This window comes from Pseudomonas sp. Snoq117.2 (assembly GCF_900110545.1).
Classification (GTDB): domain Bacteria; phylum Pseudomonadota; class Gammaproteobacteria; order Pseudomonadales; family Pseudomonadaceae; genus Chryseomonas; species Chryseomonas benzopyrenica.
The window spans coordinates 513,184-537,691 of record NZ_FOED01000001.1 but is presented as its reverse complement, the minus strand read 5'-3'; the positions used below and the strand labels follow the sequence as shown (position 1 = coordinate 537,691).

The 24,508-nt window shown below is 65.5% G+C and carries 27 protein-coding genes; 15 read left to right on the top strand and 12 right to left on the bottom strand.

Translation table 11 applies throughout. From position 1 onward, the window contains the following. Positions 1 to 155 precede the first annotated feature (155 nt). The 3 genes from BMZ43_RS02705 (at position 156) to BMZ43_RS02695 (ending at position 2,364) form a co-directional block, all read left to right on the top strand. A complete protein-coding gene (locus BMZ43_RS02705) occupies positions 156 to 632 on the top strand; it encodes a GlcG/HbpS family heme-binding protein (protein ID WP_068385447.1) in 477 nt (158 codons plus the stop codon). Positions 633 to 643: 11 nt separating this feature from the next. Continuing rightward, positions 644 to 1,042 carry a hydroxyisourate hydrolase gene (gene uraH / locus BMZ43_RS02700; RefSeq protein WP_064306604.1) on the top strand — a complete coding sequence of 133 codons (399 nt, stop codon included), beginning with the start codon at positions 644 to 646 and terminating at the stop codon, positions 1,040 to 1,042. A 569-nt stretch (positions 1,043 to 1,611) separates the two neighbouring features. After that, positions 1,612 to 2,364, top strand: a complete 753-nt coding sequence (locus tag BMZ43_RS02695; protein ID WP_256562853.1) for a lipopolysaccharide biosynthesis protein — start codon at positions 1,612 to 1,614, stop codon at positions 2,362 to 2,364. Between the two features lie 77 nt (positions 2,365 to 2,441). On the opposite strand, the gene BMZ43_RS02690 is transcribed toward BMZ43_RS02695, so the two are convergent. From BMZ43_RS02690 to BMZ43_RS02680, 3 genes are all read right to left on the bottom strand, one after another. After that, the gene (locus tag BMZ43_RS02690) at positions 2,442 to 2,879 is read right to left on the bottom strand and encodes a YqaA family protein (RefSeq protein ID WP_037062948.1); all 438 of its coding nucleotides are present in this window, start codon (positions 2,877 to 2,879) and stop codon (positions 2,442 to 2,444) included. 112 nt (positions 2,880 to 2,991) lie between these two features. After that, positions 2,992 to 3,531, bottom strand: coding sequence for a DsbA family protein (locus BMZ43_RS02685; RefSeq protein WP_064306603.1), 540 nt, complete (start codon positions 3,529 to 3,531; stop codon positions 2,992 to 2,994). Between the two features lie 92 nt (positions 3,532 to 3,623). Beyond that, positions 3,624 to 4,667 carry an SDR family oxidoreductase gene (locus BMZ43_RS02680; RefSeq protein WP_064306602.1) on the bottom strand — a complete coding sequence of 348 codons (1,044 nt, stop codon included), beginning with the start codon at positions 4,665 to 4,667 and terminating at the stop codon, positions 3,624 to 3,626. Between the two features lie 162 nt (positions 4,668 to 4,829). Between BMZ43_RS02680 and BMZ43_RS02675 the strand changes: the two genes are divergently transcribed. Then, positions 4,830 to 6,221 (top strand): CoA transferase, encoded by a 1,392-nt coding sequence (locus BMZ43_RS02675; RefSeq protein WP_082731547.1) that lies wholly within the window; start codon positions 4,830 to 4,832, stop codon positions 6,219 to 6,221. Positions 6,222 to 6,255: 34 nt separating this feature from the next. Here BMZ43_RS02675 and yghU read toward each other — a convergent pair whose 3' ends face one another. The 3 genes from yghU to BMZ43_RS02660 form a co-directional block, all read right to left on the bottom strand. Further along, positions 6,256 to 7,089, bottom strand: a complete 834-nt coding sequence (gene yghU / locus BMZ43_RS02670) for a glutathione-dependent disulfide-bond oxidoreductase (protein ID WP_064306601.1) — start codon at positions 7,087 to 7,089, stop codon at positions 6,256 to 6,258. Between the two features lie 112 nt (positions 7,090 to 7,201). Continuing rightward, positions 7,202 to 8,104, bottom strand: a complete 903-nt coding sequence (locus BMZ43_RS02665) for an AraC family transcriptional regulator (RefSeq protein WP_017638820.1) — start codon at positions 8,102 to 8,104, stop codon at positions 7,202 to 7,204. Positions 8,105 to 8,169: 65 nt separating this feature from the next. Then, a complete protein-coding gene (locus BMZ43_RS02660) occupies positions 8,170 to 9,264 on the bottom strand; it encodes a GNAT family N-acetyltransferase/peptidase C39 family protein (RefSeq protein ID WP_068385453.1) in 1,095 nt (364 codons plus the stop codon). A gap of 139 nt (positions 9,265 to 9,403) precedes the next feature. On the opposite strand from BMZ43_RS02660, the gene BMZ43_RS02655 reads away from it, so the two are divergent. Further along, positions 9,404 to 10,897, top strand: a complete 1,494-nt coding sequence (locus BMZ43_RS02655) for a RimK family protein (RefSeq protein ID WP_064306599.1) — start codon at positions 9,404 to 9,406, stop codon at positions 10,895 to 10,897. A 121-nt stretch (positions 10,898 to 11,018) separates the two neighbouring features. Here BMZ43_RS02655 and BMZ43_RS02650 read toward each other — a convergent pair whose 3' ends face one another. Both BMZ43_RS02650 and BMZ43_RS02645 read right to left on the bottom strand, forming a co-directional pair. After that, positions 11,019 to 11,216, bottom strand: a complete 198-nt coding sequence (locus BMZ43_RS02650) for an SEC-C metal-binding domain-containing protein (RefSeq protein WP_017638816.1) — start codon at positions 11,214 to 11,216, stop codon at positions 11,019 to 11,021. 1 nt (position 11,217) lies between these two features. After that, positions 11,218 to 11,700: an LEA/WHy family protein gene (locus tag BMZ43_RS02645; protein ID WP_093249595.1), complete on the bottom strand. Its 483-nt coding sequence runs from the start codon at positions 11,698 to 11,700 to the stop codon at positions 11,218 to 11,220. A gap of 169 nt (positions 11,701 to 11,869) precedes the next feature. Between BMZ43_RS02645 and BMZ43_RS02640 the strand changes: the two genes are divergently transcribed. Continuing rightward, positions 11,870 to 12,436, top strand: a complete 567-nt coding sequence (locus tag BMZ43_RS02640) for a hypothetical protein (RefSeq protein WP_068385456.1) — start codon at positions 11,870 to 11,872, stop codon at positions 12,434 to 12,436. A gap of 12 nt (positions 12,437 to 12,448) precedes the next feature. On the opposite strand, the gene BMZ43_RS02635 is transcribed toward BMZ43_RS02640, so the two are convergent. Further along, on the bottom strand, positions 12,449 to 12,913 hold the full coding sequence (locus BMZ43_RS02635) for a YchJ family protein (RefSeq protein ID WP_202401800.1): 465 nt from the start codon (positions 12,911 to 12,913) through the stop codon (positions 12,449 to 12,451). Positions 12,914 to 12,923: 10 nt separating this feature from the next. After that, positions 12,924 to 13,421, bottom strand: a complete 498-nt coding sequence (locus BMZ43_RS02630) for a DUF6231 family protein (RefSeq protein WP_068385463.1) — start codon at positions 13,419 to 13,421, stop codon at positions 12,924 to 12,926. Between the two features lie 135 nt (positions 13,422 to 13,556). Here BMZ43_RS02630 and BMZ43_RS02625 point away from each other — a divergent pair, with 135 nt between their 5' ends. The 4 genes from BMZ43_RS02625 to BMZ43_RS02610 all read left to right on the top strand — a co-directional run bounded on the left by BMZ43_RS02625 (position 13,557) and on the right by BMZ43_RS02610 (position 18,246). After that, positions 13,557 to 14,216, top strand: a complete 660-nt coding sequence (locus BMZ43_RS02625) for a PA1041 family peptidoglycan-binding anchor lipoprotein (RefSeq protein ID WP_064306594.1) — start codon at positions 13,557 to 13,559, stop codon at positions 14,214 to 14,216. A 90-nt stretch (positions 14,217 to 14,306) separates the two neighbouring features. After that, a complete protein-coding gene (locus tag BMZ43_RS02620) occupies positions 14,307 to 14,567 on the top strand; it encodes a DUF1145 domain-containing protein (RefSeq protein WP_093249592.1) in 261 nt (86 codons plus the stop codon). A gap of 135 nt (positions 14,568 to 14,702) precedes the next feature. Further along, the gene (dinG, locus tag BMZ43_RS02615; protein WP_093249590.1) at positions 14,703 to 16,847 is read left to right on the top strand and encodes an ATP-dependent DNA helicase DinG; all 2,145 of its coding nucleotides are present in this window, start codon (positions 14,703 to 14,705) and stop codon (positions 16,845 to 16,847) included. A 253-nt stretch (positions 16,848 to 17,100) separates the two neighbouring features. Next, positions 17,101 to 18,246 carry a serine hydrolase domain-containing protein gene (locus tag BMZ43_RS02610; RefSeq protein ID WP_064306592.1) on the top strand — a complete coding sequence of 382 codons (1,146 nt, stop codon included), beginning with the start codon at positions 17,101 to 17,103 and terminating at the stop codon, positions 18,244 to 18,246. Positions 18,247 to 18,255: 9 nt separating this feature from the next. On the opposite strand, the gene BMZ43_RS02605 is transcribed toward BMZ43_RS02610, so the two are convergent. Then, positions 18,256 to 18,849 carry an NYN domain-containing protein gene (locus tag BMZ43_RS02605; RefSeq protein ID WP_017639689.1) on the bottom strand — a complete coding sequence of 198 codons (594 nt, stop codon included), beginning with the start codon at positions 18,847 to 18,849 and terminating at the stop codon, positions 18,256 to 18,258. Between the two features lie 255 nt (positions 18,850 to 19,104). Further along, complete coding sequence (locus BMZ43_RS02600) at positions 19,105 to 19,524, bottom strand: hypothetical protein (protein WP_093249581.1); 420 nt, start codon at positions 19,522 to 19,524, stop codon at positions 19,105 to 19,107. A 307-nt stretch (positions 19,525 to 19,831) separates the two neighbouring features. Here BMZ43_RS02600 and BMZ43_RS02595 point away from each other — a divergent pair, with 307 nt between their 5' ends. The 5 genes from BMZ43_RS02595 (at position 19,832) to aruF (ending at position 24,491) form a co-directional block, all read left to right on the top strand. Beyond that, positions 19,832 to 20,677 carry an OmpA family protein gene (locus BMZ43_RS02595; RefSeq protein ID WP_017639691.1) on the top strand — a complete coding sequence of 282 codons (846 nt, stop codon included), beginning with the start codon at positions 19,832 to 19,834 and terminating at the stop codon, positions 20,675 to 20,677. 80 nt (positions 20,678 to 20,757) lie between these two features. Next, positions 20,758 to 21,405 (top strand): pyridoxamine 5'-phosphate oxidase, encoded by a 648-nt coding sequence (gene pdxH, locus BMZ43_RS02590; RefSeq protein WP_026083687.1) that lies wholly within the window; start codon positions 20,758 to 20,760, stop codon positions 21,403 to 21,405. Between the two features lie 132 nt (positions 21,406 to 21,537). Further along, on the top strand, positions 21,538 to 22,002 hold the full coding sequence (locus BMZ43_RS02585) for an outer membrane lipoprotein (protein WP_017639693.1): 465 nt from the start codon (positions 21,538 to 21,540) through the stop codon (positions 22,000 to 22,002). Positions 22,003 to 22,188: 186 nt separating this feature from the next. Next, complete coding sequence (locus BMZ43_RS02580; protein ID WP_017639694.1) at positions 22,189 to 23,409, top strand: aspartate aminotransferase family protein; 1,221 nt, start codon at positions 22,189 to 22,191, stop codon at positions 23,407 to 23,409. A 62-nt stretch (positions 23,410 to 23,471) separates the two neighbouring features. Beyond that, positions 23,472 to 24,491: an arginine/ornithine succinyltransferase subunit alpha gene (gene aruF / locus BMZ43_RS02575; RefSeq protein ID WP_017639695.1), complete on the top strand. Its 1,020-nt coding sequence runs from the start codon at positions 23,472 to 23,474 to the stop codon at positions 24,489 to 24,491. Positions 24,492 to 24,508 lie beyond the last annotated feature (17 nt).

Genomic DNA, 24,508 nt, shown 5'->3' with positions numbered 1-24,508 from the left:
GAGGCAGGAATGTTAATGCTGCGGGCGAGGGGTAACGCTGTCGGGTCGGGACAGCTATCCCGCTGATCCTTCTGACAAAATTGTCATTCTGCAGTACCCGTTCCTGACCGAACGATCAGGATAAGTTGGCGGGGTCATCTCCTGGACCTCGAATCATGTCGCGCTTTCTTTCCTCTCTCTCCCTCACGCTGCTGGGCGCTGCCGCCCTCGGTCAGGCGCAGGCGGCGTTGCCGCAGCATCCCGATCTCGACCTCGCGGCTGCCCAGCGTCTGGCGCAGGCCGCGCCCTGCAGCGCCGCGCTCGCGGTGCTCGACCGCAGCGGTCAACTGATCCTCCTGCAACGCGATACCCGCGTCGGGCCGCACAACGCCGAGGCGGCGCGGCGCAAGGCCTTTACCGCACTGTCCACCCGTACCCCGTCGCAGGCGTTGGCCGAGCGCGCCCGGCAGAACCCGGATGCGGCCAATCTCGTCACCCTGCCCGAGTTGCTGCTGCTCGGCGGTGGCATCCCCCTCTACGAAGGCGACCAGCTGGTCGGCGCCCTGGGCATCGCCGGTGCCGGCGGTGGCGGGGCGGACGAGCGCTGTGCGCTGGCGGCCGCCGAACACCTCAATCTCACCTCCCATCCCTGAAGGAAATCTCCATGAAGACGTTTGTCCTGTTGTCTGGTCTGGCCCTGTCCGGCTTCGCGATTGCTGCACCCAATCCCCTGAGCGTCCATGTGCTCAACCTGGAAGACGGCAAGCCGTCGGCGGGGGTGCACGTGACCCTGGAGCGCCAGGTAGGGCAGGGCTGGCAGCCGCTGGCGGAGCAGGTCACCAACGAGCAGGGACGGGTGCCGGCGCTGTTTCCCCAGGAAAAGACCTTCGAGAAGGGTGAATACCGGGTGGTCTTCAAGACCGGCGACTACTATCGCCAGCAGGGTCGCAGCGCCTTCTTCCCGGAAATCCCCGTGGTGTTCGACGTCACCCAGCCGGAGCAGCACTACCATATCCCGCTGTTGCTCAGCCCCTACGGCTTCAGCACCTACCGCGGTTCCTAGGGCGCCGGCGCGGCGTAAGTCCTCGCGCCTGTCCACCGCGCTCGTACAGGCACAGTGCGGCTGGCGGCAACCTCCAGCCCTGTGACCCTGCCATGCTTGGTGAGGGCCATTCGCGAGCGGTCGAGGCCCTGCGCGAATGGCGCCTCTCCGCGCGGTATTCCTGATCGTCGGAGCGGTGTCTCCGTTAAGGGGCAATCGGTCGTTCGCGAGGCTCCACGAGCGGCGCGATGTCGCTGGGGGCAGGGCGGATCTCCGGATCGTTCCAGGCCCTGGGCCACCTCGGCTTCTACTGGCTCACAGACAAGTCTTTTAATTGCTATGGACACCACATTCGGTACAGGCACCTTAAGTGAGTCCTAAGCGGCAAAACGTAGCGTTGGTGGCGTCATTCACCAGGGTGCTCGTTTACTTTTTATCGGTACCGTTGAATATGTATGACTAATAACCTTCGTCATTGCCGTACAGGGAGCTGGTGGTATGCCACTCGAGCAGCTTTCAAACTGCCTGTCCAAGGTCCTTGATGCCGCGCGTCCAGGTGGGTCGCCGCTGTGAGCCAGGACTTCGCGCCCTTGCGCAACAGTCAACGTGGCCCGGTGCTCCTACTGGCCTCCGGACCTTCGGCTGCCGAACTCAACCTGGACGCCTGGCAGGATGTGCCGATCATTACCATGAACGGCGCCATCGCCAAGCTGAGCGGGACCGACATCCGCCCGCTCTTCTACGTCTGCAGCGACCTGAGCTTTGCCGAGCAGCAACCTGATCTCTACGCGCGCGGAATCGAGCAGGCGCAACGGCTTGCCCTGTGGCCCGCGGCGATCGAACGGCTCGCGGAAAGCCGGCAGGCCAAGGCTCATGCGTTGCGACGAGCGCCCAGTACCCGGCTGGAACACTACCTCGGGCTGGAACGCGACCAGGCCGAACGCACGCTCACCTTGCTCAGTCGCCGAGCGCGCGACATCGGTTTCAGCCGAGACATGGACTACGGCATCTTCGATGTCCGGACCGTTGCCTTCATCGCCTTGCAACTGGCCTATCACCTGGGCTTTAGCAAGATCTATCTGGCCGGTGTCGACCTCAATGCCCGGGCCCCACGCTTCTACGAAGGCAGCACAGGCGCGAGATCGCCCTGTGGTCTGGACGAGCACCTGTACAGCCGTATCCTGCCCGGGCTCAAGGTCATGCAGGACGTCATGACCGCCGAGGGCCGTCAGGTCTTCAACCTGTCGCGCTGCAGCTGCATTCCTGCGCAACTCATCCCACGCGCCGATCTGGCCTCCGTCGAGGCGACCTGGCTGGGTCAGCGGACCCGTCAAGCCGGCTGAGAGTGCGCGTTCAGTATTCCTGTGGCGTACCGAGAAGTCTGGACGTAAGGACGGAAAGACCTTCCTCGCGCGCTCGATCAGCGCCAACCCTGGGTAAGCCCCCAGACCACTACATAGCGCGTGGTCTTGGCCAGGGTCACCACCAGTAAAAAGCGCCACAGGGGTTCGCGCATCACGCCGGCGACCAGGGTCAGCGGATCACCGATCACGGGCGTCCAGCTGAGCAGCAGCGACCACCAGCCATAGCGCTGATAGGCCGCCTGAATGCGGGCAAGCCGTTTCGGCGATACCGGAAACCAGCGGCGTTGGCGAAAGCGTTCGAGGTGGGTGCCCAGCCACCAGTTCAGCGTCGAACCGGCAACATTGCCCAGGGTAGCGGCCAGCAGCAGGAGGGGCGTGGCATAGCGTTCGGTGAGCAGCAGCCCCGCCAGAGCGGCTTCCGACTGCAGGGGCAGCAGTGTGGCCGCGCCAAAGGCGAGGGCGGCCAGCCCGAGATAGACACTTAGAGCTTCCAGGGTAGAGCTCCAGCAGGAAAGGTCATGGGAGTCTGTCTCGGGTCGGAGGAACGCCGCCGAGCATAGCGTCAGGGACGAGGCTACACCTCCTCTCCGCCCTGAGCCCCGGTGTTCAATCCAGCCTGGCGATCCAGTCCGCGACCGAATCGCCGCTGCTCATGTCCGGCTGCACCAGGCCATCGATCATGAAGGTCGGCGAGACATGGATGCCGTTCTGCCGGGCGTACTTGCAGTGCCACTTGATGGCGTGCTGCAGGTCCGGCTTGGCGAAGGCGTCGGCCAGGGCCAGGCCGCTGTAACGCTCCAGACGCGCGATGATGTCGTTGGGTGTGGCCTCACGGTTGGGCCCGGTGGCGTGATCCTTGAACTCGAACTCCTCGCGGTGGGCGGCCACCGCCGCCAAGACCGCCTTGGCACTTTCCTTGCCACCTTCCAGGGTAGCGGCGGCCAGGACGCAGCGCACCACCACCCCGGAGAACAGGTGCCAGGGCTGGGATTGCAGGCGGATCTTCAGGGTGATCCGCTCAGGGCCGGCCTGGGCCAGCAGGTCGTCGAGCTTGTTGAAGGCCTTGACCGAGAAGGGACAGGTAGGCTCGAGAAAGACTTCGAAGGTGCGGGGGCCATGGCCCCAGGTGAGGGTGTCGGCGTACATCGTGTAACTCCAACGGAAGTGAGCGAGGCGGTGCGAATGAGACCATGCGCTGCCCCTAGCGTTTTCGACTGTTCAGGACGGCGCGAGACGGCTCAGGGAATGAGTCGACGCCGACGCATGTCCTCCAGGTGCGCGAGCAAGACCTCGTCGGACCTCAGGATCATCCGCCCGAAGCCAGCCTGCCGCGCCTTGGTCACGTCGAAGATGGCGTCTTTCTCGACATGGAAGATGAAGTCGCCGAAAGCGCCGGGTGCGATCCGTTCGGGATCGGCCTCGGCCAATCCTTCGCGCTCTGCCAGCGCCTGCCAGACCGGTTTCAGTGCGGTCAGGCGCTGGGCCAGGGAGATGGGTTGCGGCTCGCCCACCTCCAGCCCGAACCAGTCGGCCAGCTGCGGCCAGACGTGACTCCAGCGGAAGACGTCGCCATTGGTGAGGTTGTAGGCGCCATCGCGTTCTTCTTCCGCTGCCCAGACCGCGGCCTCGCCCAATAGCGGCGCGGCGGTGACGTTGACCAGGGCACCGCGATAGGCCTGCTCCGTTCCGGGAAACTGCATGGCCGTGCCGGTCTCGCGACAGAGCGCGCCATAGAGGCCGATGAGGTTGCCCAGATTCATGGCTGATCCCAGGGAATGGCCGATGACGATGTCGGGCCTCAGCGCCGTCCAGCGAATGCCATCACCTTCGAGACTGCGGACGAAGTCTTCGTGGCGGAAGTAGAGATTGGGCGGGAAGTGACGACTGTCGTCTTCGCGGGCCGGCGTCTTGTAGACCCCCAGGTGAGCGCCGTAGATCTTGCCGCCCTGGACGAAGGTGATGCGGGCCAGGGGTGCTCCGGCGCTACGCACCGCGCCCACCAGGTTCTCCAGCATGGCGGCGTTCTCGTCCGCCTCCACGCCTGGATCGGGGTTCGGCTTGAGGGCGCTGTAGAAGAGATGGGTCACGCCGGCCAGATCGGCCTTGGCCGCTGCCAGGCTGTCCTGGTCCAGCAGGTCGGCGGTCAGATGGGGAAAGCGGCTTGGGCCCTGTTTCGAGCGGCCAACGGTGGTAATGGACCAGCCGGCCTTGGCGAAGGCCTCCAGCACGGCCTGGCCGATGATGCCGCTGGCACCGGCGATGAGCAGCTGTCGTTCGGTCATGGGGTCTCCGATAGGGTGTGGTGAGGCGATGAAGGGGAGACCCTTGTGCCGGGCGATTTGTCCCCGCGTCGGGCTGGACGGTAGGCGGACGAACGCTGGTGTCCTGCTCGTACAGGCAGGGTTACTGTTGCAGTACTGCCTGCTGCCGCGGAGGACCTCGCCTTGGCCAACCCGTCCCGTACGCCTGCCGCCTTTCACGCCTTGCTCAGCGAACTCGTGGTCGCCCTTGGTATGCCTGCCGCCCAGGCGACGAACCTGCAGGTCCTGGGCGACGACAGCCTGGCCTCCTGCTTCCCGGTCAGCGATCTCGCCACGGCGGCGATCGGGGTCGCCGGCCTGGCCACCGCCGATCTGCTGGCCGAAGGGGCGCCCGGATTGCCGGTACAGGTGGACCGACATCTCGCCGCGGCCTGGTTCAAGACGTCCCTGCGTCCCCTGGGCTGGGAGTTGCCCGCCGTCTGGGATCCCATCACGGGTGATTACCGCACCTGTGACGGCTGGCTACGGTTACATGCCAATGCGCCCCACCACCGCGAGCGTGCCCTTGCCGTCCTGGGCTGTGCCAACCGCCAGGACGCCGTGGTACAGGCCACGGCCGGCTGGTCGGGCGAAGCCTTGGAGACGGCCATCGTCAACGCCGGAGGTTGCGCGGCGAGGCTGCGCAGCCAGGCGGAGTGGCAGGCGCATTCCCAGGGGCAAGCGGTGCGCGCCGAACCGCTGATCGCCCAGGAATGGACAGCCATTGCCACCGCGCGCGACTGGCGCCCTGATCCACAACGCCCCTTGCAGGGCATTCGCGTCCTCGACCTGACCCGCATCCTCGCCGGGCCCATCGCCACCCGCCTGCTGGCCGGGCTGGGCGCCGAGGTGCTGCGGATCGATCCGCCCGCCTGGGACGAACCGGCCCAGGCGCCCGAGGTCACCCTGGGCAAGCGCTGCGCGCGGCTCGATCTCAGGCGGCCCGCCGACCGCCAGAGGTTCGCGGCGCTGCTGGCCGAGGCGGACATCCTGGTTCACGGTTATCGCGCTGATGCGCTGGAGCAGCTGGGTTATGGAGACGTACAGCGACGCGCGCTCAATCCCAGCCTGATCGATGTGTCCCTCTGTGCCTACGGCTGGAGTGGTCCTTGGGCACTACGACGGGGCTACGACAGCCTGGTGCAGATGTCCTGCGGCATCGCAGCGGCTGGCAGTGCCTGGCAAGGGGTGGAGACGCCGGTACCCTTGCCGGTGCAGGCGCTCGACCATGCCACTGGCTATCTCATGGCTGCCGCTGCCCTGCGCGGGCTGGCACGGCGTCAACGGGAAGGGCTGGCAGTGACGGCGCGGCTGTCCCTCGCCCGTACCGCCGTGCTGCTGACCGAGCGACCAGGTGCGAGCGGTGGACCGATGTATCGAGGACCCGAGGCGCAGGACTACGGTGACGCTCGGGAACCCACCGCCTGGGGACCGGCGGTGCGCCTGCGGGCGCCGCTCAGGATCGGCGCGGTCGAGCTGCAGTGGCGTCGCCCCGCGACGCGACTCGGCTCCGCCACGGCGGACTGGGGGCGCTAGCGGCAGCAGATCCCTTCTGCCACCGCTCGTTGGGTCAGTCCAGGTCGCTGGCCGAATGCCGCTCGGCCAGTTGCTCGCCCGGCTCACCCCAGGTGCGATTGACCCTACGGCCACGCTGCACCGCCGGCCGCGCGGCGATGGCCTGGGCCCAGCGCTGCACGTGCTGGTAGTCCTGCACGGAAAGGAATTCCGCGGCGTTGTACAACTGACCCAGCACCAGGTTGCCGTACCAGCTCCAGATGGCGATGTCGGCGATGCCGTAGTCCTCGCCGGCCACATAGCGGCGCTCGGCCAACAGGCGGTCGAGGACATCGAGCTGGCGCTTGGCTTCCATGGCGTAGCGGTTGATGGGGTATTCGAGCTTTTCCGGCGCATAGGCATAGAAATGCCCGAAGCCGCCACCCAGGAAGGGCGCCGAACCCATCTGCCAGAACAGCCAGTTCAGCGTCTCGGTGCGACCGGCGTGATCCTTGGGAATGAAGGCGCCAAAGCTGTCGGCGAGATAGAGCAGGATGGCGCCGGACTCGAAGACACGCAGCGGTTCGGCGCCGCGACGATCCACCAGGGCCGGGATCTTGGAGTTCGGGTTGATCTCGACGAAACCGCTGGAAAATTGATCACCTTCCCCGATACGGATCAGCCAGGCGTCGTATTCGGCGTCGGTGTGCCCTAGCGCCAGCAGTTCCTCCAGCAGGATGGTCACCTTCATGCCATTGGGCGTACCCAGGGAGTAGAGCTGGAAGGGGTGCTCGCCGACTGGCAGCTCCTGGTCATGGGTCGCGCCGGCGATGGGGCGGTTGATGCTGGCGAAGTTGCCGCCGGAGGTAGTGGGGGTCCAGACGCGTGGGGGCGTGTAGGGTTCGCTCATGGTGGCTCTGTCCTCGGTCGACACGGATGGGTAGTTCGATCATAACCGAACTTTGCGCCAGGTCTGTTCAATGGCTCTCAAGCTGGCAACAGACCGGATCAAGGAAAGCCGTTCAGGCGTTCTGTTCGGTCAGGCGCTGCACCGTCAGGCTACGGTATTGCCGCGGGGTCATGCCTTTGAGCTGGTGGAAGCGTCGATTGAAGTTGGAGATGTTGTTGAAGCCGGCCTCGAAGCAGATATCGGTAACCGGCATGCTGCTGTGGGAGAGCATCTCGCAGGCCTTGCTGATGCGCAGGCTGTTGACGAATTCGACGAAGGTGCGACCGGTAGCCTGACGGAAGAAGCGGGAAAAATAGGTGGGCGTCATGCCCAGGTGCTCGGCCACTTCTTCCTGGGTGAAGTCACGCTGGTAGTGATCGAAGATGAAATTCAGCGCCCGGTTGGTGCGATCCACCGCCTGTTCGCTGGCCGTGGCCGGTTCGACGCTGCCGGACAGCAGCTGATAGCGCTCCGACGTGGCCAGCGCCTCCATCAACACCAGAAAATGGCCGAGGCGGGTGGCACCGCCGCTCTCGGAGATCTGCTGCAGCAACACCTCGGCGCGGGCGATCAATTGCGGATCCTGGAATTCGATGCCATAGCGGGCACGTTCCAGCAGCGGTGCCAGGCCGCTAAGTTCGGGAAACACCGCCGTGGCGTTATCCACCGTCTCGTTGGTGAAGTTGACCAGCATGTCGCGCTTGGCCACCACCTCGCCCTCGGCGACGCGGCTGATCCAGTTGTGTGGCAGATGCGGACCGGTCAGGAACAGGCTGCCCGGATAGAAGTTGCCGATATAGTCGCCAATGAAGGCGGTCCCCGAACTGGCCACGATCAGGTGCAGCTCGTATTCCTTGTGGAAATGCCAGCGCACCAGCGGGCAGGGAAAGCCATGCTCCCGGTAGATGACCGAGTGACCGCTCAGGTCCTCCATCAACTCGTAGGAAGGGTTGTTCTTGCGCAAGGCCTGACTCATGGACCGCCCCGTCATTGTTCTTGGTCCTGATCCTGGCCCTGTTCGCGCCACCGTGCAACCCCGCCTCACCCTGCCCGCAGGACTACCGCCGCACGCAGCTTGCCGCGACCAAAGCGACTCATCTTGTCGAATTCGGCGTGGGACACGGGAATGTGCTGGCAGTCCAGTTCGCGACGGTGCTGGCTGTGGTCGACATCGGGATCGTGCAGGTAGACGAAGTCCTCGTCGCAGTCGGTGACCAGCACCCAATGAGGTCCCTTGGCCTTGGTCAGCCGGAAGGAGCTGATCAACACCAGTGGAAAAGCGCCCTCGGCGACCCAGGCGGCCACGTCCAGGCGGGTACGGTAGAGCCGCTCGATGGGCGATTGCTTGACCTCGGCGCTGAAGTCCTCGTGCACCAGACGCATGACCTCCTTCTTCTCCTCGCTGCGCACGCCGTCGAGGAACAGCGGGCCGCGCGTATTGACCTGCAGGGTCACCTTGAAGCCACGGCGCAGCGCCGCCAGGGCCAAGCCATGGGGGCCGCAACCACCATGGCCCGCAGTCATGTAGATGGTCGTGGCTTCGCGCCACAGTCGCAGCTCCTCGCGCCGCTCCAGCGGGCGGCCCGGCTGCAGCGCGCCCATGGCCATCAGCAGGCTGGCCGGGCCGCAGGTGAAGTCGGTGGTCTGACGATAGAAGGGCACCGGTCGGGCCTGGCCCTCGCGCGGCTGGCGGATGCGCTTCTCGAAGCGCAGCGCCTGGCTGTGGTCTTCGTAATAGTCCTCCACCGTGGCGAAGGGCAGATAGCCGTTGCGCTCGTAGAGGGCGATGGCGGCGGCGTTGTCCGGTCGGACCTCCAGGCGCAGGTAGGCGCAGTCGCGCTCCACCGCCTCGGCTTCGGCAGCCTCCAACAGGCGCTGGCCCAGGCGATGACCGCGCGCGTCCGGATCGACGGCGATGGAATAGAGCCGGGCGAGAGAAGTGTTCTGGTGGAACAGCACCAGGGCGTAACCGGCCACCTGGCGGTCGTTTTCCGCCAGGATCAGGACCGCGTTCGCACGGGTGAGCATGTAGTGGAAATTGCGCCGGGAAAGGCGGTCATAGCTGAAGCAGCGGGCTTCCAGATCGACCAGTGCCGCCAGATCGTCCAGCCCGGCGGGCCTGAGCATGAAACTCATCGCGAAGGATTCTCCTGGAGCAGAGCGGGCAGCCTGGCATGGTTAAGCAACGGTTAATAGCACCCGCGTTACAACAGTTGGAGTGGTCCGGCGGCATCCGGGTTTCCACCGGGACCACGCCCCGCAACCAGGAGGTCCAGTGAGCAAGCTGTATATCGTCGTGGAACGCAAGGAAGACTGGTCGTCCTACTATCCCAGCGAAGACGTCATCACCGCCCAGGAATACCTGGAGCAATCCAACGAACAGGACAATGGCAAACGCGTGCAGGTGATCAACCTCTGCCGCAGCCAGAAGTACCTCGGCCACGGCTACTACTGTTCGCTGCTCGCCGAAGCCCGGGGGCACAAGGTCATCCCCTCGGTGCGTACCATCAGCGAACTGGCGCGCAAGTCGCTCTATGGCCTGGCGCTGGAGGACCTGGACAAGCTGCTGACCAAGGCGCTGGCCGGTCATCCCTACGGTAGCGCCGACGGCTTCACCCTCACGCTCTATTTCGGCAACACCGACATCGCGCCTCTACAGGATCTGGCGCGCCAGGTATTCGAGGCCTTTCCCTGTCCGCTGCTGCTGGTGGAATTCCGCCGCGACCGCGCTGGCTGGCACATCGGCGGCCTCAAGCTGGGCAGCATCCACAAGCTGCACGAACAGCAGGAAGATCAATTCGCCAACGCCCTTGACGGTTTCAGTCGCCGCGTCTGGCTCAAGCCGGGGCGGCGTGAAAAATATCGTTTCGACCTGGCCATCTTGCATGACCCCAAGGAAGCCTTTCCGCCGTCAGATGCCAAGGCGCTGAAGAATTTCGTGCGCGTCGGCAAGCACCTGGGGCTGGACGTGGAGCTGATCGAAAAGAAGGATTACGCGCGGCTGGGTGAATTCGACGCCCTGTTCATCCGCGAGACCACCGCTATCGACCACCATACCTATCGCTTTGCCAAGAAGGCCGAAAGCGAGGGTCTGGTGGTGATGGACGATCCACGCTCGATCCTCAGATGCACCAACAAGGTCTATCTGGCCGACCTCTTGCGCGCCCACAAGCTGGACATGCCGGCGACCGAGATCCTCTACAAGGACAATCCCGGCCAGCTCGAAGGCCTCGGCGAGCGGCTGGGCTTTCCGCTGGTGTTGAAGATTCCCGATGGCTCCTTTTCCCGGGGCGTCATCAAGGTCGAGGACGCGGCGCAGCTGCGCAAGGCCAGCGCCGAGCTGTTCGAGCGCTCGGTGCTGCTGCTGGCCCAGGAGTTCTTCTACACCGAATACGACTGGCGCATCGGTGTGCTGAACCAGGAGCCGATCTTCGCCTGCCAGTACTTCATGTCCAAGGGCCACTGGCAGATCTACGACCACAGCGCCAGCGCCACCGAGGTCAGCGGCGATTTCCGCACTCTGGCGGTGCAGGACGCGCCCCATGCGGTGGTCGAACTGGCGGTACGCACCGCCAATCTGATCGGCGATGGTCTCTATGGCGTGGATCTGAAACAGGCGGGCGACAAGCTGGCGGTGATCGAGGTCAACGACAACCCCAACATCGATTGCGGGGTAGAAGATCTGGTGCTCAAGGACGATCTCTACGCCCTGGTGCTGGAGGAATTCATCCGGCGGCTGGAATCGCAACGCGGCGGACAACCCTGGTAACGCGCCAGGGTCGTGGAGGGGTAGGTTGGGTTGAGCGTAGCGAAGCCCAACAGTCCAGGCTGACTCCGCTATGTTGGGCTTCGACGGTAGAACCGCCTCAGCCCAACCTACGGAAACGGGCTCAGGCGCCGTGGCACTTCTTGAATTTCTTCTCGCTGCCGCACGGGCAGGGATCGTTGCGACCCACTTCCTTCAGCGGATTGCGCACCGGCTCCTGGGCATGACCATGGTTGCAGTGCGGGCCGTGGACGTGGTGCCCATGGCCATGGTCGTGATCGTGGTCGTGATTGCAATCGGGACCGTGGACGTGTTGGTTCATCTCATAACTCCGGGATGTAGGCGCCAGGCACGAACTGTCCCTGGCGAGAAAAATGGACACTGCGGCCGAACAGCCAACCGGTCTTCACCCGGCCACGCAGGCGGTAACTGATCGGCTGCTCAGGGTCTTCGAGCATGCGGCCCATGTCCTTCACGTAACGCCACAGATTGGTCTGCACCGGTACGGAGAAGCTGCGTCGACCGTTGGCGGGAACTGACGCATGCAGGTTGGCGACGCCCTGGGACAGCAGCAGATCGTTCAGGTAGACGGTGTAGGCCAGGCTACGTACGGGCAGGGCGCTGTCGTTGGGATTCTGGACGCGGAAGTGCAGCACGAAATCCTGGCTCCACAGCCGCGCACGGATCAGCTCCACGCCGGTCAGTTCGACCTGAGGCTCGTCATAGTTGCGCCCGATGTAGGTACAACCGCCAAGGCTGCTCAGCAGGACGCCGAGCAGGGTGATGAACAAGGCCTGGCGAAGCATGCGGCACTCCCGTTTTCTGCGCAGTTTAACAAGCACCGATTGCTGCACAAGTCGGGGCCGCTTCGGCACAGGCTAACAAAAAAACGCCTGGGCCAGGCGACCGTGCGGACTGGACCACTCCGGCGCGACGTTGCATCCTGCAGCTCTTGCCGTGACCGAGGAGGTTGTCATGTCCGCCGTGCTCTATGAAATCGCCTTCCAAGGCGAACTGGTCGCTGGCGCCGATGCGCAGCAGACCCGACAGAATCTGATGCGTCTGTTTCAGGCGGATGAACAGCGCATCGCCGTGCTCTTTTCCGGTCGCCGCATGATCATCAAGAACCGCCTCGATGCCGCCACGGCCGAGCGCTATCGCGCCACCCTGGCCCAGGCGGGGGCGCTGGTGGAGGTCGTGCCCATGGCCGAGACGATCGAGCCGGCTGCCGCACCTGCCGAGTCGCGGGGGCCTACCCCAGCCCCCGCGGCGACCGCCTCGCGACCTTCCGCCGAGCGTGGATCTCTGTCGGTTGCTCCCCGGGATGCCGTGATGGCGGCCTTCGTTGATATCCAGGCGCCGGATTTCGGCCTGGCACCGGTGGGCGCCGATCTCCAGGATGAGGCCGCACCCGTGGCGTCGCCGCGAGTCGATCTCTCACACCTGAGTCTGGCGCCGGTGGGCAGCGACCTGGGGCCGGCGTCCGAGCCGCTACCCGTAGCGGTCCCTGATACCGATCACCTGACGCTGGTCAAGGAATGAGCGCGGCCGGCGTTACAGGAAGCCGGCGCAGCACTTCTTGAACTTGGCGCCGCTGCCACACAGGCAGGCGTCGTTGCGACCCGGCAGGGGGCGTACGGTCGGATCGAGGAAGTACCAGCGTCCCTCGCGCTGGACGAAGCCCGAGTGCTCTTCATGGCGATGGGCGCCGCGCCCATCCTCCCAGCGCGCCACGAAGCTGACCCGGGCATGGGCGGGATCCCCCGGCTCGGGGCGATGCTCCAGCACCTGCAACCCTTGCCAGCGACTGCCCAGACTCCAGGCCGCCAGGGCCTCCCGGTCCAACTGCTCCTGCTGGGCAGGCGCCGTGGTGGTTACCAGGTAGTCGATCAGCCCTAGCACATAGGCGCTGTAGCGCGAACGCATCAGCCATTCGGCATTGGGCGCCGGAGTTCCGGCATGAAAGGCTCCGCAACAGTCGCCGAGCGAGCGGTCCGAGCCACAGGGGCAGGGGGCCATTGGTTGCATCTCACCACCAGTACTTGCCGAAATTCTGCGGATTGGCCCAGAACTTGGCATTGAGCCAGTCCGGGACCTGCTTGTAGTCGTGCAGATCATAGCTGAACAGGGTGACCACCTGGCCCTCGCGGGCGAAGCGCTCGCTGGCCTGCAGGGCGAGGGCGTAGAAGTCTGTCACCTGCCAGTCGCTGGCGGCCAGGTCCACCAGCACCGCCAGGCGCGAGGTGTTGAGGTTGCGCAGGCCGCCGAGCAATTCGCGGCCCTGGCGCAGCGGCAGGTGTTCCAGGCAATCGGCGACGATCACCAGGTCGTAGCGCTCGGCCAGCAGCGCTGGGTCATCCAGGGGCACCGCTGCCTGCACCACCTGGCAGTGCGGATGGGCCTCGGCATAGGCCTCAAGCGCTGGCAGCGGCTCGCGCGCCACACAGAGCAGGCGCTTGGGCTGGTGGTGCTCGAGCAGGCTTGCCAGAGCCTGTTGCGGGGTGCGGGAGGAGAATATGTTTGCCATTAAGGGAACCCTAATCAAATCGCGATTGACTAAGCAACCAGCGTTGTCAAGATGTGTACGCCACCATTAGTCTGACAGCGCCATAAAACGAAAGACGAGCCTAACTCGCGGCACCCGGTCTATAGGAGACCCTTCATGAGCAAGAGCATCGCAAGGACAGCTTTACCCCTCATCCTGGCAAGCACCGTGCTGGCTGGTTGTGCGGGCGGCGTACAGAAATCCGATTGGCCGGTGTGCGCAGCGGTCGGCGCCCTGGTTGGCGGTGCGGCAGGTGCTACTCAGAGCGGTAACGTCGCCGGCATGGCGGCCCTGGGTATCGGCACCACCGCTGGCGCCTATTGCTGGGTGCATGGCAAGGGCAACGAGCAGGTCGCTCGCATGGAACCCGCCCCGGCCCCGGCTCCGGCGCCCGCACCGGCTCCTGCGCCGGCACCGCTGCCCAAGCAGGAAGTGATCACCGCCCGTGACCTGCACTTCGCCTTCGACTCTGCCGAGGTCAGTCCGCAGGATCGCGCTCAGCTCGATGGTATCGCCGGCCGTCTGCGTGGCGAAGCCGCCAGCACCCGCCTGTCGATCACCGGTCACACCGACAGCAAGGGTACCGATGCCTACAACCAGCGTCTGTCCGAGCGTCGGGCCAAGTCGGTCAGCAACTACCTGATCCAGGCCGGCGTGCCGGCGGCCAGCGTCGTGTCCGTGAAGGGCATGGGCGAGCGTCAGCCGATCGCCACCAACGAGACCGCTGAAGGCCGTGCCACCAACCGCCGCGTCGAAATCCAGATCGACCGCGAGTGATGCACCGGCGGCGGACCCTGGTCCGCCGCCTTTACTTTTTCCGGCTCCAGGCGTTATGGTCCGATCCATCTCGTCCTCCTGCTGGAATCCATGAAAACCCTGTCCCTTACCGGCAAAGTTCTTCTCCTGCTGTTCTGGCTCGCCGCAGCCGCCGCCATCGCTCTGCCTCTCGCTCGTCCTTTCCCCCAATTGCTCGCCCTGGTAGCCCTGGCCCTGCTGCTCCTGCACCTGGGTGAAGTCTTCGCCAGTCGTCGTGCCCTGCGCCTGCGTCGCCATCCCTGGCTCGACCGCCTGAGCCTGTTGATCTTTGGCGCCTTTCATCGCCTGCCCCCTCAGCTGCCGAGCGCCTGATCGGCCTGCGACCACAACGTCGGGCGCATCCTGACGACAGGCGCGTTATCATAGCGCCCAAGATCCATTACTGTAGATGCATACAGCGCTCGTCCGCCGGACGTGGCGCTGCTTTGCCATCGCCCGGAACCAGGCATGCTCAGCACCGAACTCAAGACCCAGATCCAGGGCGCCTACACGCGTTTCCTCGAAGCCAAGTCGCTCAAGCCGCGCTACGGCCAGCGATTGATGATCGCGGAAACCGCCAAGGGCCTGGGCGCCATCGCCCAGGACGAGGAGGGCCATCGCGAAGGTGAGCCGGCCGTGGTGGCGGTAGAGGCGGGCACGGGTACCGGCAAGACCGTGGCCTATGCCCTGGCCGCTATCCCTGCGGCCAAGGCGGCCGGCAAGCGTCTGGTGATTGCCACGGCGACGGTGGCGCTGCAGGAGCAGATCGTGCACAAGGACCTGCCGGACATCCTGCGCAACAGTGGGCTGTCCTTCAGCTTCGCCTTGGCCAAGGGGCGCGGGCGCTACCTGTGCCTGTCCAAGCTCGATATGCTGCTCCAGGAAGGCCAGGCGCAGAACGCCACCGCCCAGCTGTTCGCCGAGGATGGCTTCAAGATCGACGTGGACGAAGCGTCCAACGAATTGTTCGGCAAGATGATCGAGCGCCTGGCCGGCAATCGCTGGGACGGTGATCGCGACAGCTGGCCGGAAGCCATCGAGGACGTGCAGTGGTCGCGCATCACCACCGACCACAGCCAGTGCACCAATCGCCATTGCCCGAATTTCCAGCAGTGCGCCTTCTACCGGGCGCGCGAAGGCATGACCAAGGTCGATGTCATCGTCACCAACCATGACCTGGTACTGGCCGACCTGGCCCTGGGTGGCGGTGCCATCCTGCCGGATCCGCGCGACACCCTCTATGTGTTCGACGAAGGCCACCACCTGCCGGACAAGGCCATCGGCCACTTCGCCCATTTCACCCGGCTGAGATCCACCGCCGAGTGGCTGGAACAGATCGCGAAGAATCTCACCAAGCTCCTCGCCCAACACCCGTTGCCGGGCGATCTCGGTCGCCTGGTCGAGCAGGTGCCGGAGCTGGCGCGAGAGATCAAGACCCAGCAGCAGTTCATGTTCACCGCCTGCGAGGCCCTGGCCGATTTCCGCGCCGGCGAGGACATGGAAGGCCGGGAACGGCCGCGCCACCGCTTCGTCGGCGGGGTCATTCCCGAAGACCTGCGGGAAATGGGCATCGAGCTGAAGAAGGGCTTCGCCAAGCTCACCGATCTGTTCACCCGCCTGACCGAGATGCTCAAGCAGGCCATGGATGGCGAATCCAGCATTGGCCTCGCCAGCTACCAGGCCGAGGAGTGGTATCCGCTGTTTGGCAGCCTGCTGGCCCGCGCCCAGGGCAACTGGGAGTTGTGGACGGCCTTCACCTGCGAAGACCCGGAAGACAGCCCGCCCATGGCGCGCTGGATGACCCTGGCCGAAACGGGATCGCTCTACGACATCGAGGTCAACGCCAGCCCCATCCTCGCCGCCGAGATGCTGCGCCGCCACCTGTGGAATGTCGCCTACGGCGCCCTGGTGACCTCGGCGACCCTGACCGCCCTGGGCACCTTCGACCGCTTCCGCATGAGATCAGGCCTGCCGCGCTCGGCGGCCACCGCCGTGGTCCCCAGCCCGTTCCGCCACGCCGAGGCCGGGGTGCTGCGGGTGCCGGATCTCAAGGCCGATCCGCGCAATGCGGCCGAGCACACCGCGGCCATCGTCCGCGAATTGCCGGCCATGCTGGAGGGCGCGCGTGGCGCCCTGGTGCTGTTTTCCTCCCGGCGGCAGATGCAGGACGTCTTCGACGGCCTGGAGCGGGACTGGCGCAAGCGGGTGCTGATCCAGGGCAACCTGTCCAAGCAGGAGACCCTCAACAAGCACAGGAAGCGCGTCGACGACGGCGAAGCAAGTGTGCTGTTCGGTCTTGCCAGCTTTGCGGAAGGGGTCGACCTGCCCGGTGCCTACTGCGAGCACGTGGTCATCGCCAAGATTCCGTTCGCCGTGCCGGACGATCCGGTGGAAGCCGCCCTGGCCGAGTGGATCGAGGCGCGCGGCGGCAATCCGTTCATGGAGATCGCCGTGCCCGACGCCTCTCTGCGGCTGATCCAGGCCTGCGGTCGGTTGCTGCGTACCGAGCAGGACAGCGGCACCATCTCGCTGCTGGATCGCCGCCTGGTGACCCAGCGCTACGGCAAGGCCATCCTCAATGCGCTGCCGCCGTTCCGGCGGGAGATCCAGTAAGGGGTGGCCCTGGCTACGATAAGCCGTAGGTTGGGCTGAGACGGCTCTATCGTCGAAGCCCAACAGGCCTGACGCCGAGGCAATAGCCGTTGGGCTTCGCTACGCTCAACCCAACCTACCGCTGAACGCCTACGCAGGCAGCTCCCACTCCCTCGGGGAGAGGGTTGGGGTGAGGGCGTCCCGCTTGGCGGTATGATCAACTGCCTGATCGTGGCCCCGTGCCCGGCAATACCTCATCTACCCAGGAAAACCCATGACCGTCCACGGCTATCACGACCTGAGATTCGAATCCGTCCGCGAGGCCTTCGCCGAGTTGCTGGCCGCCGGCCAGACCCGCGGGGCGGCGTTGTGTGTCCAGGTCGGTGGTGAAACGGTGCTGGATCTCTGGGGCGGGATGGCGGACAAGGACGGCCAGACGCCGTGGCACACCGATACCCTGCTCAATCTGTTCTCCTGCACCAAGGCCTTCACCACGGTGGCGGCGTTGCAGTTGGTGGAGGAGGGCAAGCTGGCACTCGATGCCCCGGTCGCCGAACGCTGGCCAGCATTCGCTGCGGCTGGCAAGGCCGACATCACTCTGCGCCAGTTGCTTAGTCATCGCTCCGGCGTCTCCGCCTTGCGCGAACGCCTGGCGGGTGACGCCCTGTACGACTGGGACACCATGACCGCCGCGGTCGCCGCCGAGGCACCCTGGTGGACACCCGGCACCGCCCATGGCTATGCCCCTATCACCTTTGGCTGGCTGCTGGGTGAACTGATCCGTCGCGCCGACGGCCGTGGCCCGGGCGAGGCCATCGTGGCCCGGACCGCCAGGCGCCTGGATCTGGATTTCCACATCGGTCTGCCGGCGAGCGAAGACGCGCGCGTCGCCCATATCGTACGCGGCAAGGGGGTGCTGGGTGATGCCGCCGCGCAGCGCCTGCTCAAGACCACCATGAGCGATCCGGGCGCCTTGCCGACCCTGGCCTTTGGCAATCCATCCGGCGTGCTCACCAGCACCAACAAGGCGGAGTGGCGCCGCTTCCAGCAGCCGGCCGCCAACGGCCACGGCCATGCACGCAGCCTGGCCGGCTTCTATGCCGGCCTGCTGGCTGGCGATCTGCTGGAATGGGAGACCTTGAGCGAGGCTTTGGTGGAGCACAGTCAGGGCGAAGACCGTACGCTCTTGACGCCGACCCGCTTCGGCCTAGGCTTCATGCTCGATCAACCGGACCAGGCCAACGCCACCTATGGCCTCGGGCCTCAGGCCTTCGGCCATCCGGGGGCGGGCGGCTCGACCGGCTTCGCCGATCCGGAGCGCGAGGTGGCCTTCGGCTTCGTCACCAACACCCTGGGACCCTATGTATTGATGGATCCGCGCGCCCAGGCCCTGGCACGCGCGGTAGGGGAGTGTCTTTGAGGCCCTCGGCTAGCGGGCGATGGCCGTCTCGATGTCCTTGAATTCGATCACCCGGACATAGGGCGCGATCTCGCCGCTGATGGAGAAGTGCGCGCCAATCACCGTGACCTCCACGCCTTCGTTTTCCACCAGGTATTGCACCACCTCGTGGAAATCGCCGTCGCCGGCCACCAGGTAGAGCTTCTTCCAGCCGCGCTTGGCATGGGAGCGCATCAGGTTGAAGGCCAGGCCGACATCGACGCCCTTCTGGCTCTTGGTGGTGTACTGCTCGCCCGTCACCGGATGCAGGATCGGGCCTCCGCCTGCCGAGGTAGGCCATTCGTGGGCCTTGCTCTGCAGCCAGTAGAGCTTGACCCTCAGGCCTGCACCCTTGGGCGGCGCCGAGCTGAGAAACTTGTTGAAGTTGGTCTGGGCGACGGTGGGCGGGTCGCTATCGCAGTTGAAGTAGTAGGCGTCGCCTATGGGTTCGCCCGCATCCTCTTCGATGAAGAGCCGTAGTTTGAGATAGTCGAATTTGGCGCCGTATACCGAGCCGTTCCAGGCGCTCAGGGCGTAGGCCCCGTCGACAAACCAGGCGACGCCCGTTCGAGTTGTAGTTGCCATCGTATTGCTGGGACCAGGTCTTTTACCGTTGATGGGCGCACACCCGCACGCGGGATGCGCGGCGTCTATTGTGGGCTTAATTCCCGGTTTTCGCTGCAGCTAACGAGCGGCATCTTCCGATACCGCGAGCTAGAGCGGCTGCGGACGGGGGAGCGGACGGGGGAGCGGCCGTTGGATCGCCGTTTGCGTCGTGCCAGGTCGCCAGCGCCCGCATGATCGCCTAGCCATCGCGGGTGACAACTGGCATAGGTGAGGTCACGTCACAGTGGCTTCCCGCCCATCGTTGGCGTGGGCTGCATCGACGATCAGCGCCGGCTGCAGCAGCCGGATTCGTGGTGCCACATGGTAGGCCCCGTCGTCGTTATGCCTCAGGTAGAGACGCTGGCAGCCCAGGCACCGCCATAGCGTGCTCTGGTTGTAGGGATGGAAGCGCGGAGCGATGGGGGCGGCATTCGACCAGTAGTGGGTGCCTGCCGGATGATACTCCTCGAGGATCGCCTCCTCAGGCGCGTGGCGCCCCAGGGTGCCGATCTGCGCAAAGTCCGTTTCCCGGTAGCCCACCGGCCAGGCGGTCCATCCCGAAAGATCCCGCTGCTGGCAGCGGCACGCCTGCGTGATGGCGTCGGACCCGGCGGCCAGGTCCTTGAGCGTCGCGACATCGACGAAGCCTTCCATGATCAAGCCTCCTGCTGGCCTGGTGCCTTTGCTGGAAACGGATGCGGGCTCACGGCTGACCCCTTTTGTCGCTTCGGGCCCTCGGAGAACCATCGAGTGGGGTACGCAGGACCGAGCGGATTTTCCCCTTGTCTTGAGCAAGGACACGCCACTGGTCGGCATACACGCAAATTTCGTGACTCCACCGCTTTGCCCGGCGTAGGTTTGCGGCCACAATCTCGAAACTACTTTAAGTTCACTCATGCCGCCGGCTCTGGCCGGGGCATTGATTCACTCTGTCCTCCGGCTCGCCGATGGGAAACTTTGCATGAAGCTGATCAAATCCACCACCCTCATTCTCTGCATGGGCGTATCCGCCTGCAGTTCCTTCCAGGGCACTGGAGACCAGGCCACCGCGCCTGCCAAGCCGGGCACTGCTCAAGCCAGCACCGCCGCCAACGGCGGACACTGGTGGTGGCCGTTCGGCGGTAGCGACAAGGCTGCCGAACCGGTCAAGCCGGTGGCCAAGGCCGCCGAGCCAAAGGCCGACACCAAGGTCGTGGCGAAGGCACCGGCGGCCAAGCCGGAGCAGGCCGCTGTGGCGGGTGAGAAGGGCGGTCACTGGTGGTGGCCCTTCGGTAGCGAAGACGTCAAGCCCGTCGCCAAGGCGGAAGCGCTCAAGCCGGTACCGGTCAAGGTCAGCAAGGCCTGGCTGGACGAGCACGAGCAGAAGCTGCGCGTGGCCGTGGCCGGCAGCAACGTCAAGGTCGAACGTCGCGATGATGCGCTGGTGCTGGTGGCGCCGGTCGATAGCTCCTTCAACCCGGATCGCGCCGAGATGCTGCTGCCGGTGATGCTCGGCCCGCTGTCGCGCTCGGCCAAGTCGGTGAGCGTGGACGAAGACAGCGCCGTCATCGTGCTGGGCTTCAGCGACAGCACCGGTGCCGCGGCGCTCAACGACAAGATCAGCCTGCAGCGCGCCCAGGCCGTGGCGGCCATCTTCCGTCTCAGCGGCTACAGCGGCAATCGCCTGATCGTGCGTGGTCTGGCCGCCGCCCACCCGCGTGCCGACAACACCACCGCCGCTGGCCGTGCCGTCAATCGCCGGGTCGAGGTGCTGATCCAGCCGCGCGCGACCGTGCTGGCCAGTCTGCAGTCCTTGGCGGCGCGCTAGCTACAAAGCTTGTCCTGAAGCAGGCGAGCCAGGCGGGACTTGGTTAAGCTAGGTCGATACCGACCTAGCAGGAGACTTCCATGTCACCGTCCCTCGCCGATATGCGTCGCGACTATACCCGCGACGGCCTGACCGAAGCCCAGGCACCCGCGGATCCCTATGCCCTGTTCGGGCAGTGGTTCGAAGAGGCGGTACGCACCGAGCAGCCGCCCGTCGAAGCCAACGCCTGCTGGCTGGCTACCGTCGATGACGAGGGGCAGCCCCATTGCCGCGTGCTGTTGCTCAAGGGCGTCGATCCCCAGGGCTTCGTCTTCTACACCAACTACGACAGCGCCAAGGGCCAGCAAATGGCCAGGCAGCCGCGCGCGGCCATGACCTTCTTCTGGCCGGCGCTGGAACGCCAGGTGCGCATCGAAGGCCTGGTGGAGCAGGTGTCCGCCGAGGAGTCCGACGCCTACTACCGGGTCCGCCCACTGGGCAGTCGCCTGGGGGCCTGGGCCTCGCCGCAGAGCCAGGTCATCGCCGACCGTCACGAACTGGAGCAGCGTCTGGCCTCGGTGCAACAGCGCTTCGCCGACGGCGAGCCGAGCCGACCGCCGTTCTGGGGTGGCTATCGCCTGAGGCCCCAGCGCATCGAATTCTGGCAGGGCCGCTCCAGTCGCCTCCATGATCGGCTGGACTACCAGCGCCTTGACGGTGAGTGGCAGCGCCAGCGCCTGGCGCCTTAAGGCGTTCGCAAGGTACCCGGGTTACAGTCACCGGAAACCTCCCTGGATGCCCTGGGTCAAGGATAATAGCGATCTGCGCCTGCATCCTTGTGGGTGCGGCCAGTGTCTTTCAACTGCCCTTGGAGTTGCCCCATGAACAGAGTCCTTCAGCTCGCCGCCTCCCTGACCGCCGTCGCCCTGCTGGCCGGCTGCGCCTCGGATCAGTCCGGCGATGTCTATTCGCGTGACGAGGCCCGGCAGGTGCAGACGGTCCGTACCGGTACCATCACCGCCCTGCGTCCGGTCACCATCGAGGGCACCAAGTCGCCCATCGGGGCCGGGGCTGGTGCCGTGGTCGGTGGTATTGGCGGGAGTGCCATCGGCGGTGGCCGTGGCAGTTTCGTGACCGCCATCATCGGTGCGGTGGCGGGCGGCCTGCTGGGCTCGGCCACCGAAGAGGGCTTTACCAAGGCCAACGGCGTCGAGATCACCGTGAAGGAAGATGACGGCGGCTCGCGTGCCTATGTGCAGGCGGTCAACAAGGGTGAGATCTTCCGCGTCGGCGAGCGGGTGCGCATCCTGACCGTCAACGGCACCAGCCGCGTCGCGCCCAACTGATTTCTCGGGCGTACCGGAAGGTACGTCCTTGCCCTTCCAGAGCGGGTGTCCGAATCGCTAGACTGCGAGTCGGACGCCCGTTTGCGTTTTCGCCCGTAAATAGTTGTCGCCTGGGCGCAATGCCGCGTCTGGAGGTCGTCCTACAATCCCCCTCAGTCACCGCCGTGATCGGCAGGAGAAATCCCGATGTCCGCTTCTCAACCCAACGTGCAACGCGCCGCCTTCGATGAGGTGATGGTCCCGACCTACGCCCCTGCCGCGTTCATTCCGGTGCGAGGAGAGGGCTCCCGCGTCTGGGACCAGGCCGATCGCGAGTACGTGGATTTCGCCGGCGGCATCGCCGTCAGCGCCCTGGGCCATGGCCATCCGGCGCTGATCAACGCCCTGACCGAGCAGGCCGGCAAGCTCTGGCACGTCTCCAACATCTACACCAACGAACCCGCCCTGCGTCTGGCGCGCAAGCTGGTGGATCACACCTTCGCCGACCGGGTGTTCTTCGCCAACTCCGGCGCCGAAGCCAACGAGGCGGCCTGCAAGCTGGCCCGGCGCTATGGCCATGACGTCAGCGGCGGCAGCCGCTACGAGATCGTCGCCGCCACCAACAGCTTCCACGGCCGTACCCTGTTCACCGTCAGCGTCGGTGGCCAGCCCAAGTATTCCGATGGTTTCGGTCCCAAGATCGAAGGCATCCGCCATGTGCCCTTCAACGACCTGGCCGCCCTCGAAGCCGTGGTGTCGGACAAGACCTGCGCCGTCATCCTCGAACCCATCCAGGGCGAGGGCGGCGTACTGCCGGCCGACCAGGCCTACCTCGAAGGCGCCCGCCGCCTGTGCGACGCCCAGGGCGCGCTGCTGATCTTCGACGAGGTGCAGAGCGGCGTCGGTCGTAGCGGTCATCTCTATGCCTACCAGCACTATGGCGTGGTGCCGGACATCCTCACCACCGCCAAGAGCATCGGCGGTGGCTTCCCGCTGGCGGCCATGCTGACCACCGACAAGGTCGCCCAGCATTTCAGCGCGGGCGTGCATGGCAGCACCTACGGCGGCAATCCGCTGGGCTGCGCCGTCGGCGCCGCGCTGCTGGACATCGTCGCCACACCGGAAACCCTGGCTGGCGTAGCCGCTCGCCATCAGCGCTTTGTCGCCGGCCTGGAGCAGCTCAACGCCCGCTATAGCCTATTCGAGCAGGTTCGCGGCCTGGGTCTGCTGATCGGCGCGGTGCTCAACGACAGCTGGAAGGGGCGTGCCAAGGACATCGTCACCGCCGCCAACGAGGAAGGCCTGATGATCCTCCAGGCCGGCCCGGACGTGCTGCGCATGGCGCCAAGCCTGATCATCCCCGAGGCGGACATCGACGAAGGCCTGGCCCGCCTGGATCGCGCCCTGGCGCGCCTCACCCAAGGCTAATCTCCGGACGCGGGACGCGTACCGCTGGCATCCAGGGATGGATCCGTACACAAGGAGTTCTCATGCTGGTAATGCGCCCTGCGCGCGCGGCGGATCTGCCCCTGGTCCAGCGGCTCGCCGCGGATAGCCCGGTTGGCGTCACCTCGCTGCCCGACAACCCCGAACGGTTGCGCGACAAGATCCGCACCTCGGAGTCGTCGCTGGCGGCCGAGGTGGGCTTTCATGGCGAGGAGAGCTATTTCTTCGTGCTCGAAGACACCACCAGCGGCGAGCTGCTGGGCTGTTCGGCCATCGTCGCCTCGGCGGGCTTCTCCGAACCCTTCTACAGCTTTCGCAACGAGACCTTCATCCATGCCTCGCGCGAGCTGAAGATCCACAACAAGGTGCATGTGCTGTCGCTCTGCCATGACCTGACCGGCAACAGCGTGCTGAGCAGCTTCTACGTCCAGCGCCCGCTGCTCGACACCCCCCACGCCGAACTCAACTCCCGTGCCCGGCTGCTGTTCATGGCCGCCCACCCGGCGCGTTTCGCCGAGACGGTGGTGGTGGAGATCGTCGGCCTGGCGGACGATGACGGCGAATCGCCGTTCTGGAACGGGGTAGGGCGCAACTTCTTCGACATGGACTACGCCGCCGCGGAGCGCCTGTCGGGGCAGAGGAGCCGCACCTTTCTCGCCGAGTTGATGCCGACCTATCCGCTCTATGTGCCCCTGCTGCCCGACAGTGCTCAGGAAGCCATGGGCCAGGTGCACCCGCGCGCCCAGATCACCTTCGACATCCTCAGCCGTGAAGGCTTCGAGACCGACAACTACATCGACATCTTCGATGGCGGTCCGACCCTGCACGCCCGCACCACGGCCATCCGCTCCATCGCCGAGAGCCGCCTGGCGCCGGTGAGAGAAGGTACTCCGGCCGGCGATGAGGCACCCTGGTTCCTGGTCGCCAATGACGGCCTGGAAAACTTCCGGGCGCTGGCCACGCCGCTGCGCTGGACGCCTGGCGAAGCCGTCGTCCTTTCCCCCGAGCAGATCGCCACCCTGGAGATCGCCGAAGGCGACCGGGTTCGTCTGGTAGCGCTGTAGCCGATTCTAGCGTCTTT

Bases quoted from the DNA above. Each gene is read 5' to 3' on its own strand.
- BMZ43_RS02705 (WP_068385447.1), top strand. From the start codon at position 156: ATGTCGCGCTTTCTTTCCTCTCTCTCCCTCACGCTGCTGGGCGCTGCC.
- uraH (WP_064306604.1), top strand. From the start codon at position 644: ATGAAGACGTTTGTCCTGTTGTCTGGTCTGGCCCTGTCCGGCTTCGCG.
- BMZ43_RS02685 (WP_064306603.1), bottom strand. From the start codon at position 3,531: ATGTACGCCGACACCCTCACCTGGGGCCATGGCCCCCGCACCTTCGAA.
- BMZ43_RS02680 (WP_064306602.1), bottom strand. From the start codon at position 4,667: ATGACCGAACGACAGCTGCTCATCGCCGGTGCCAGCGGCATCATCGGC.
- yghU (WP_064306601.1), bottom strand. From the start codon at position 7,089: ATGAGCGAACCCTACACGCCCCCACGCGTCTGGACCCCCACTACCTCC.
- BMZ43_RS02665 (WP_017638820.1), bottom strand. From the start codon at position 8,104: ATGAGTCAGGCCTTGCGCAAGAACAACCCTTCCTACGAGTTGATGGAG.
- BMZ43_RS02660 (WP_068385453.1), bottom strand. From the start codon at position 9,264: ATGAGTTTCATGCTCAGGCCCGCCGGGCTGGACGATCTGGCGGCACTG.
- BMZ43_RS02650 (WP_017638816.1), bottom strand. From the start codon at position 11,216: ATGAACCAACACGTCCACGGTCCCGATTGCAATCACGACCACGATCAC.
- BMZ43_RS02645 (WP_093249595.1), bottom strand. From the start codon at position 11,700: ATGCTTCGCCAGGCCTTGTTCATCACCCTGCTCGGCGTCCTGCTGAGC.
- BMZ43_RS02640 (WP_068385456.1), top strand. From the start codon at position 11,870: ATGTCCGCCGTGCTCTATGAAATCGCCTTCCAAGGCGAACTGGTCGCT.
- BMZ43_RS02635 (WP_202401800.1), bottom strand. From the start codon at position 12,913: ATGGCCCCCTGCCCCTGTGGCTCGGACCGCTCGCTCGGCGACTGTTGC.
- BMZ43_RS02630 (WP_068385463.1), bottom strand. From the start codon at position 13,421: ATGGCAAACATATTCTCCTCCCGCACCCCGCAACAGGCTCTGGCAAGC.
- BMZ43_RS02625 (WP_064306594.1), top strand. From the start codon at position 13,557: ATGAGCAAGAGCATCGCAAGGACAGCTTTACCCCTCATCCTGGCAAGC.
- BMZ43_RS02620 (WP_093249592.1), top strand. From the start codon at position 14,307: ATGAAAACCCTGTCCCTTACCGGCAAAGTTCTTCTCCTGCTGTTCTGG.
- dinG (WP_093249590.1), top strand. From the start codon at position 14,703: ATGCTCAGCACCGAACTCAAGACCCAGATCCAGGGCGCCTACACGCGT.
- BMZ43_RS02610 (WP_064306592.1), top strand. From the start codon at position 17,101: ATGACCGTCCACGGCTATCACGACCTGAGATTCGAATCCGTCCGCGAG.
- BMZ43_RS02605 (WP_017639689.1), bottom strand. From the start codon at position 18,849: ATGGCAACTACAACTCGAACGGGCGTCGCCTGGTTTGTCGACGGGGCC.
- BMZ43_RS02600 (WP_093249581.1), bottom strand. From the start codon at position 19,524: ATGGAAGGCTTCGTCGATGTCGCGACGCTCAAGGACCTGGCCGCCGGG.
- BMZ43_RS02595 (WP_017639691.1), top strand. From the start codon at position 19,832: ATGAAGCTGATCAAATCCACCACCCTCATTCTCTGCATGGGCGTATCC.
- pdxH (WP_026083687.1), top strand. From the start codon at position 20,758: ATGTCACCGTCCCTCGCCGATATGCGTCGCGACTATACCCGCGACGGC.
- BMZ43_RS02585 (WP_017639693.1), top strand. From the start codon at position 21,538: ATGAACAGAGTCCTTCAGCTCGCCGCCTCCCTGACCGCCGTCGCCCTG.
- BMZ43_RS02580 (WP_017639694.1), top strand. From the start codon at position 22,189: ATGTCCGCTTCTCAACCCAACGTGCAACGCGCCGCCTTCGATGAGGTG.
- aruF (WP_017639695.1), top strand. From the start codon at position 23,472: ATGCTGGTAATGCGCCCTGCGCGCGCGGCGGATCTGCCCCTGGTCCAG.